This window comes from Fortiea sp. LEGE XX443 (assembly GCF_015206815.1).
In the GTDB taxonomy this organism is placed as follows: Bacteria; Cyanobacteriota; Cyanobacteriia; order Cyanobacteriales; family Nostocaceae; genus Nostoc_B.
This window is the reverse complement of the sequence record NZ_JADEXZ010000129.1, coordinates 1-8,167: the sequence shown is the minus strand read 5'-3', so window position 1 is coordinate 8,167 and position 8,167 is coordinate 1. Positions and strand designations below refer to the sequence as shown.

General features: G+C 39.0%; 8 protein-coding genes. 5 read left to right on the top strand and 3 right to left on the bottom strand.

Annotation, left to right across the window (positions count from 1 at the left end):
• Positions 1-188: 188 nt before the first annotated feature.
• Complete coding sequence (locus tag IQ259_RS26300) at positions 189-365, bottom strand: hypothetical protein (protein WP_193888928.1); 177 nt, start codon at positions 363-365, stop codon at positions 189-191.
• Between the two features lie 336 nt (positions 366-701).
• On the opposite strand from IQ259_RS26300, the gene IQ259_RS27405 reads away from it, so the two are divergent.
• The 4 genes from IQ259_RS27405 to IQ259_RS26275 all read left to right on the top strand — a co-directional run bounded on the left by IQ259_RS27405 (position 702) and on the right by IQ259_RS26275 (position 2,643).
• Positions 702-866, top strand: coding sequence for a YwiC-like family protein (locus IQ259_RS27405; RefSeq protein WP_339383838.1), 165 nt, complete (start codon positions 702-704; stop codon positions 864-866).
• Positions 867-1,395: 529 nt separating this feature from the next.
• Entirely contained in the window at positions 1,396-1,701 is a 306-nt protein-coding gene (locus tag IQ259_RS26285) for an RNA-binding protein (protein ID WP_193888926.1), read from the top strand.
• A 162-nt stretch (positions 1,702-1,863) separates the two neighbouring features.
• Complete coding sequence (locus IQ259_RS26280; protein WP_193888925.1) at positions 1,864-2,169, top strand: hypothetical protein; 306 nt, start codon at positions 1,864-1,866, stop codon at positions 2,167-2,169.
• A gap of 177 nt (positions 2,170-2,346) precedes the next feature.
• The gene (locus tag IQ259_RS26275) at positions 2,347-2,643 is read left to right on the top strand and encodes a hypothetical protein (protein WP_193888924.1); all 297 of its coding nucleotides are present in this window, start codon (positions 2,347-2,349) and stop codon (positions 2,641-2,643) included.
• A 62-nt stretch (positions 2,644-2,705) separates the two neighbouring features.
• Here IQ259_RS26275 and infC read toward each other — a convergent pair whose 3' ends face one another.
• Together infC and IQ259_RS26265 are read right to left on the bottom strand one after the other, a co-directional pair.
• Positions 2,706-3,173 (bottom strand): translation initiation factor IF-3, encoded by a 468-nt coding sequence (infC, locus tag IQ259_RS26270; protein WP_339383839.1) that lies wholly within the window; start codon positions 3,171-3,173, stop codon positions 2,706-2,708.
• A gap of 571 nt (positions 3,174-3,744) precedes the next feature.
• A complete protein-coding gene (locus IQ259_RS26265) occupies positions 3,745-5,670 on the bottom strand; it encodes a serine/threonine-protein kinase (protein ID WP_193888923.1) in 1,926 nt (641 codons plus the stop codon).
• Positions 5,671-5,894: 224 nt separating this feature from the next.
• On the opposite strand from IQ259_RS26265, the gene IQ259_RS26260 reads away from it, so the two are divergent.
• Entirely contained in the window at positions 5,895-7,712 is a 1,818-nt protein-coding gene (locus IQ259_RS26260; RefSeq protein WP_193888922.1) for an ABC transporter ATP-binding protein, read from the top strand.
• The last annotated feature ends 455 nt before the right edge of the window (positions 7,713-8,167 follow it).

The window sequence follows — 8,167 nt, the reverse complement described above, 5'->3', positions numbered from 1 at the left end:
TTACAGAAGAGAGCTTTTCTCACCTCACGGGCATCTGGGCGACTATCTATAAATTCTTGTAGTTCTGCGATGGCTACGCCCGCCGCAGGCATCGCAGGTTGTAGATGCTGATCTATCATTGTTTGTTCTTAGACAGATATATTCCTCCGTATTATCTCGTACACTTTTTCAGAAATCAAATATGATTCCTATAGTATTCCAGGCGATCGCAAAATTAATAAATTCCAATTAACCTTACCTGCTTGGTTAATTTTAATTTGCGTAGTCACATTTAGCATTTTATTAGGAGCAGGTGCAGCCATCTCAAAAAATGCGCCACCAATTCCCACATTTATTCGTTCGCCACAACAAGAAGTTATCCTCACAGCAAAGGAAATCCAAGCTGGACAAGAAACATATTTAGCCCGTGACGGGCAGCATATCGGTAGTATTTGGGGACATGGTAGCTATCTAGCCCCAGATTGGACAGCTGATTTTCTACATCGTTGGGGATTAGCAACGGCTGGAGTTTTGGCAATGGTTGCATTTACGGTACGCGCAATTATCGCTATTTTCCAGCCTCCTGCTGACGTAGCAACGTCTAAATTAAGAGTTTCCTAGAATCAAATAGACGTGAATACAACTGACAACACTCAAAATACCGCCAAGCCCAATACTCAGGTATAGTATCGCCCAATATTTCTCCAGAACATGGTGTATGTGTGGTGCTGCTGATTTCTTTTTTAGTTGGCGCAGCTGCTGCACAGATATGGATATTGGCAACTACACTAGCTTTAGTATGTGCTTTTTGCGGCTTTCAAGGTGAACATCCTTTAGTCACACAAATTAAGCAACGTAGTAGTTTGAAGCCTTGTTTTCTATTTTGAGGTACTTTGTACACAGTGATTGCATCAGCGATCGCACTTTATCTATACCTTGGAAATCTAGTCTTAATATGGATTGATGCTGGTGCGATCGCCGCTTTCTTTTTTTTATAACTCAAATATGAGTCCTATTTATATCCATAGTATAGATTTTCATAATTTTATAGCTCTCAGTTTCTGAAAATAAAATATTTTCTTTGCCAAGAAAAACCCTTTCTGCTTCACGCGATCGCATACCGCCATAAATCCACAAAAAAAGGATCACCATCATGAGTAGTATAGCTATAGCCCTTTGTGTGTCGCATAGGCGTAGCCAGCATCACACATACTTAGCTATAAAATGCTTACATGAATTTATATAACGGTTTTTGTAACTCCCCCCTGATAATTGCTTGCCGTGTCATACTAGGAAGTGAGAGTTAATTCGGCAGACCGCGTTTGTTTTTAGTATTGACGGGCTTCTCCTTTTGGTATTTACAGACTTTTCTCCGAAACCTAAATCTCTACACACTTACGATTTCGGAGACAATCTATGTCAGTTTATGTAGGCAATCTTTCTTACGAAGTTACAGAAGATAGTCTAAACGCAGTTTTTGCAGAATATGGTTCTGTAAGACGTGTTCAACTACCTACTGACCGTGAAACAGGTCGGATGCGTGGCTTTGGCTTTGTGGAAATGGGTACAGATGCTGAAGAAACAGCTGCTATTGAAGCTCTTGATGGCGCTGAATGGATGGGGCGTGACCTCAAGGTAAATAAAGCTAAACCTAAAGAAGATAGAGGTTCATTTGGTGGTGGTGGTAATCGGGGAAGCTACGGCGGACGGAACCGCTACTAAGCTTTACAGATTTAGCTCTTGAAGCTAACCCATTAATCCAGCACATTAATTGCATTTAGTACTGGCTCAGGCAGAAATGCTTGAGCCTTTTTAATACAAAATTTGGACTGGACTGCAAACAATTAAGCTTTATCAGCTAGAACCTAATCTCTGGAGTTATCCATGTCAAACTCAGCCACTCCCGTCAAACCTGCTGTTTTAATCACCATTATTGGTGAAACAGTACTAAAAGACCGTATTGTTAAGCTGCTAAAAAGTCATAATGTTAGCGGCTATACTATTAGTCAAGTGCAGGGTGAAGGTGGTCACGGAAGACGCTTGGCGGATTTAGCAGGCTACAACACTAATATTGAAATCAAGACAATAGTTTCATTAGAAGTATCTGATATGATCCTTTGTGCGCTAAAAGAAGATCAGGGTAAGCACGCCTTGATTGCTTTTCGACACAATATAGAAGCTTTTTATTGATGAACTTTTCTCGCTAAAGTAGTACTGACACATATGTTGTCGTAGCAAATCTCATCAAGTACAGCGTAGTTAAAACTTTGATATGACTAGCTTTAATATCAGGTAGATAAAGTGTCATACTTAGTAACATCTCAAGATAATGTTTGCCCTAATAACGCATTGCAAGGTGCATAGAATATGGAAATTACTTCAAATATAATTCCAGAATTTGAAAAATTATTTAGACAAAAATTACAACTAAATAATTGTAAATTGAGAAAAAAAAGACAAGAGAATAATTATGAAATTACTACTCCTGCTAAGGACATTTTTTTAATGTACTGGTGCGAATTTCCTGAAATTAAATTAATATATCAGGCTGTGGGAGTACGCACACAGCAAACTGTAGTTTACGAGCGAGCTATCCGCTCCCATATTAATTTTTGTGTAACTAGTATCCAGGAAAGCATTATGATGACTGCAAAAACTACTTAAGGATTTCTCTGCTTAAGTTAGTAACCAACGCTCTATGCTTCGCATAGAGCGTTGAAAATATTTTACGCAGGCATGATTTGAACAATCAGTGAGCGTTTATCAAGGGACTGAACTTTACCTACTTGACCCAGATCATTCACAATGCGGTCTAGCATATCGCCAGCTTGCTGGCGATATTGGTTTTCTCGACCTCGCAAACGTATAGCAAATTTCACTGAATCGCCTTTACTCAACCACTGAAGGGCTTGATTAATACGCAAATTATAATCACCCGCGCCGACATTTGGACGGAACCGCACTTCTTTTACAGTAGGTCTAGCACTTGTACCTTGGCGTTTTTTCTTCTGATACTGAAGCTTGCCATAGTTAAGAATCTTCGCTACTGGAGTGTCTTCGCTTTGGGAGACTACAACCAAGTCAAGCTCCACGCTCTGGGCTAACTGTAGAGCTTCATAGGTATTGATTAGACCACGATTGTTATTCTCATGATCAATCAAGAATACTTGAGGTGACTTGATTTGCGAGTTAATTAGCTGCTTTTGGACTACGATAATTCTTTCCTCTCAATTATTCAACACTTTGCCTTGCAAGTATTACTAAGGTAGCACAGTGCCATCTATTCTTCTTCAGTCATTTGACATAAAATGCTGAGTTTTCGTGACCATAAATGCACCAGATGTGTTAATTATTTTAAATATTAGTTAAATTAATTCTAACTTGTGTGCATAAGAATACTATGATTTTAGCGTTCATCAAGTTACTTTCGTTGATACTTTTAGCAAGAAGTTTATCTTTTTGAAATAGAAAATTACTTGTTTGACTTTTCAAATCTTAATTAATCTTAAAATTTGTTTTTTATTTCTTGTCATTGTGAGAATTTAGATTGTAAAGTGGCTTATTTAACACTATTACACCAAAAGCTCATACAATAAAACTAAGTAGTTGGAGACAATCAAATTCATGGGTGGAGATAGGGGACAGGTTACAGGTAACAGTCAAAAATTTATGTAATTAGTACTGTTTGATACTCATCTTCGTATCCTGGTGGTCTTTTACTGCCATTCTGTTGAGCATTATTTTTGAATTTTTGTAACAATTAGCTCACTGTTTAATTCGCCAGATTTTGATACTCTTGTCACTACTACCACTCACTAATGTTTGTGAATCTGGACTAAAAACTACAGAATAAACAGTGGTAGTGTGACCTGTGAGTGTCCTAATTAAATTACCATCATTCAAATTCCACAGTTTAATTGTTGTGTCACCACTACCACTAGCTAAAGTCTTACCATCTTTGCTGATAGCTACCGAAAAAACATCTGCATTGTGACCTATAAGTGTCCGAACTAAATCACCTGTTACTAAATTCCAAACTTTAACAGTTTTATCATTACTACTACTAGCTAAAGTTTGCCCATCAGGACTAATAGCTAGAGAAATAATTGCATCATCATGACCTGTAATTGTCTTAATTAAATTACCGGTTTCTAAATTCCAGATTTTAATAGTTTTATCATTACTACCGCTGACTAATGTCTTGCCGTCAAGACTAATTGCTAGTGACATCACAGAAGTCAAATGACTGGTGAGAGTACGTATTAATTTGCCAGTTTTCAAATTCCAAACTTTGATAGTTTTATCACCACTACCACTAACTAAAGTATTTTCATCTTGGGTAATAGCAATAGACCAAACAACACCTTTATGTCCGGTAAGCGTGCGAATTAATTCACCAGTTTCTAAGTTCCAAATTTTGATAGTTTGGTCATTACTACCACTAACTAAAGTTTTATCATCTGAGCTAATCGCTACAGAAATAACTCCACTGCTATGAGCGGATAATGTTCTGATTAAGCTGCCATTTGCTAAGTCCCAGATTTTGATATCTCTGTCAATACTACCACTAACTAAAGTTTTTATATTTCGCGTAATAGCCAGACTTTTAACATAGTGGGAATGTCCTGAGAGAGTTTTAGCTACTTGAAGATGTTCTAATTGATTGTGATGTAAAAATAGAAACTTGGGTAAATGAGATAATCCGTAACCCAAAGCCCCTCCCAGCAATAGTAGTATACCGACTGCTACGCTCATAGGGAATTTATGAGAAATGTGAGCAGTTGTAGGTGCTGGTATCTGTTCAACTTGCAGTAGGTTTTGTAACAATATTTGAGAATTCTGTGGTCTATCAGCTGGTTTCCTTGCCATCAAATTATCTAAAAAATCGGCAAATTTTGGCGAGATATTTGCTGCTTGTCGCCAGGTTAAAACATCATTACGTGCATCATAAAATTTTAGTGGATACTGTCCTGTTAGCAAATAGATAAAAGTACGTCCCAATGAAAAAAAATCTGATTGTGGAATAGCTTGACCACTCGCTTGTTCTGGTGCAGTATACCCTGCTGAAAACACTGCTGTTATTTGGTTTCCTTCACCTAATTTTGCTAGATAGGTGTGTGTTGCGTCTCTAGCAGTGCCAAAATCAATTAAAACTAATTGCCCATTGTTTCTGAGCATGATATTGGCTGGTTTAATATCTCGATGAAACCAACCTTGACTATGCACTATATTTAATATTTCTGCTAATTGTTTTAACCAAGTAATAGCTTGCTTCTCGGAGATGGGATGATGGCTTTGCTGTTGTAACCATTCTTCTAAATTGACACCATCAATTTTTTCCATCACCAAACAATGTAGCCTCACATTGTTGCTGGTTTGATACTGAAAATACCCATCAATTTCAGGAATTCCAGGATGTTTTAATTGACTTAATACATTTGCTTCTTTCTGAAAAAGTTCCACTGCTTTGCTGTGGTTGTTGAGGTGTTCTTTGAGTACTTTGAGAATTTTCGGCGTATTCCTTGTGTAGACTTCATAGATTTTGCCAAAGCTGGTTTTGTCACTTAAAAGACGCATTACCCGATAGCGGTCTTCTAGAAGTAGTTGGGAACCACAACTTTGACAAAAGCGGTAGTTATCATTTTCTGGATTTTCTGGTCTGGAACAGAAAGGATTGATGCACAGGCTCATATTAAGCTACAGGCAGAAATGTATTAGTAGTATAAGTTTAGTAGGGCTGAGTTAAAAATACTGAGTGCAGAAAAATAAATTTGCTCTTTACCTTCAGGATGTCAAGAAAGGTTTTACTGATGCGATCGCGAGGCAATACACTTCAGGTACAATAATTTCTCTAGTGAATCGGCTATTTTGAAGATGTCTGCAATCAGAGGTGTTTCTACGCTATAAAAAGAATAATGAGGATTAAAAAGACACGAAACACTCTGCGACAATCACTGTCCGTATTCCGCTACAGTGGACGGGCGATAAACCTGGTGTGGACTACCAGCCGCACTTTGACGATTATTTTAGCTACGCTAACTTTAGTAGCAGGACTTTTACCAGCTGCGATCGCCTACATTGGTAAACTAATTGTTGATGCTGTCTTATCGGCTGCTCAAGGTAATTTAGTTATTGGTTATCACCCTTTATGGTATGTTGGCTTAGAGGCGATCGCTGTTGTTTTATTAGCAGGTAGTCAGCGCGGCTTGATTGTTTGTCAATCTTTACTCCGAGTCCTACTTGGTCAACGGGTGAATATTCTCATATTAGAAAAAGCACTCACATTGGAATTACGCCAGTTTGAAGACTCAGAATTTTACGACAAACTCACAAATGCTAGACGTGAAGCTTCGGTGCGTCCCCTTTCTCTAGTTAACCGCACTTTTGGGTTAGTGCAGAATGCCCTCTCTCTTATTACTTACGGCGTTTTATTAGTAAAATTTTCAGTCGGGGCAGTCATGGTTTTAATAGTAGCAGCCATGCCTGCGTTCATTGCCGAAACTAGATTTGCTGGTGAAGCCTTTCGGCTGTTTAGTTGGCGTGCGCCGGAAACTCGTCAACAACACTATATCGAAAATCTTCTCGCGCGAGAAGACTTTGCCACAGAAATCAAACTCTATCAGCTTGGTGACATGCTGTTAGAACGTTACCGCAACGTTTTTCATCAACTCTACGGCGAAGACCAAGACTTAACGCTGCGGCGGGGACTTTGGGGTTATCTCCTGAGTTTGGTGAGTACCATTGCTTTTTACATCGCCTATGCTTGGATTGTCCTAGAAGCAGTGGCGGGTAAGATTTCTTTGGGAGATATGACAATGTATCTCACTGTGTTTCGTCAAGGACAGGCTACTTTCTCTAACGCCCTCACTTCCATTGGTGGGATGTACGAGGATAACCTGTATTTATCCAACCTCTACGATTTTTTAGAAGAGAAAGTCACCAAACCTTGGGGTAACGCTACACAAGGCTTAAATCCTCAAGATGGTATCCGGTTTGAGAATGTATCGTTTACTTATCCAGGTAGTGATAAACCAGCTTTAACAAATATTTCTCTACATTTAAAACCTGGTGAAAAACTGGCAATTGTTGGTGAAAACGGTTCCGGTAAGACTACTTTAATCAAACTCCTTACCCGATTGTATACTCCAGAATCAGGGAGGATTTTATTAGATGGTTTGGACTTACAAGAATGGAATGTTGATATATTACGGCGGCGTATTGGGGTAATTTTTCAGAACTTTGTGCGCTACCAATTTACCGTGGGAGAAAATATCGGTATAGGCGATGTCAAAAATCTCGAAGATAAAAATCGTTGGCAAATTGCAGCCCAAAAAGGTCTAGCCCAATCTTTTATTGAAAAATTGCCCCAAAGCTTTCAAACACAGCTAGGTCGTTGGTTTAAAGGTGGACAGGAACTTTCTGGAGGACAGTGGCAAAAAATTGCCCTCGCCCGTGCTTTTATGCGTACTCAGGCAGATATTTTAGTTCTAGATGAGCCAACATCAGCTATTGATGCTCAAGCTGAGTTTGAAATTTTTAATCATTTTCGTACCCTCACTCAAAATCAGATGGTGTTTTTGATTTCTCACCGTTTTTCTACTGTCAGGATGGCTGATAAAATTGTTGTGATTGAAAATGGGGAAGTCATGGAACAGGGAACTCATGAAGAGTTGCTGAAAGCTGGGGGAATTTATGCCAAGTTGTTTTTGTTGCAAGCAGCAGGTTATCAGTAGAGGAATAACAAGACACTGATCATACGGCAATTATACCTGCTACTGCTTGGGTACGCGATCGCCAAGGCAAAGTTACTCTTGTTGCCTACTCCCCCAATGTTTCTACCTCTGGTGTGAAATATCATGATAAGTAGGTAGGTGTTAAAAATTGTCGTTATGACAAGGCAGGAGGCAGAGGGCAGAGGGCAGAAGGGAAGAGGTTTTCAAGCTACTTTACTTTCCGTTACATAGTTCTGTTTATTTGCACCTTTCTACTTACTCGCTGCCAAGTACCCTGAGCTTGCTAACGACTAGCAACAATAAGTCGTTTAGGAGATGTCTAATCTAACCCTGTTGTGTCACTATCGCGGTAGTATAAGGATGTAAAAAGCCCAGAACGAAGACACAGAGCATGGTAGAGCCTCGTCCACCCAAACAAACCGTCAAATTTGTGGATGAATATTGTCTTTGGTATA

Coding starts and splice junctions, on each gene's coding strand:
- IQ259_RS26285 (WP_193888926.1), top strand. CDS start 1,396: ATGTCAGTTTATGTAGGCAATCTTTCTTACGAAGTTACAGAAGATAGT.
- IQ259_RS26280 (WP_193888925.1), top strand. CDS start 1,864: ATGTCAAACTCAGCCACTCCCGTCAAACCTGCTGTTTTAATCACCATT.
- IQ259_RS26275 (WP_193888924.1), top strand. CDS start 2,347: ATGGAAATTACTTCAAATATAATTCCAGAATTTGAAAAATTATTTAGA.
- IQ259_RS26265 (WP_193888923.1), bottom strand. CDS start 5,670: ATGAGCCTGTGCATCAATCCTTTCTGTTCCAGACCAGAAAATCCAGAA.
- IQ259_RS26260 (WP_193888922.1), top strand. CDS start 5,895: ATGAGGATTAAAAAGACACGAAACACTCTGCGACAATCACTGTCCGTA.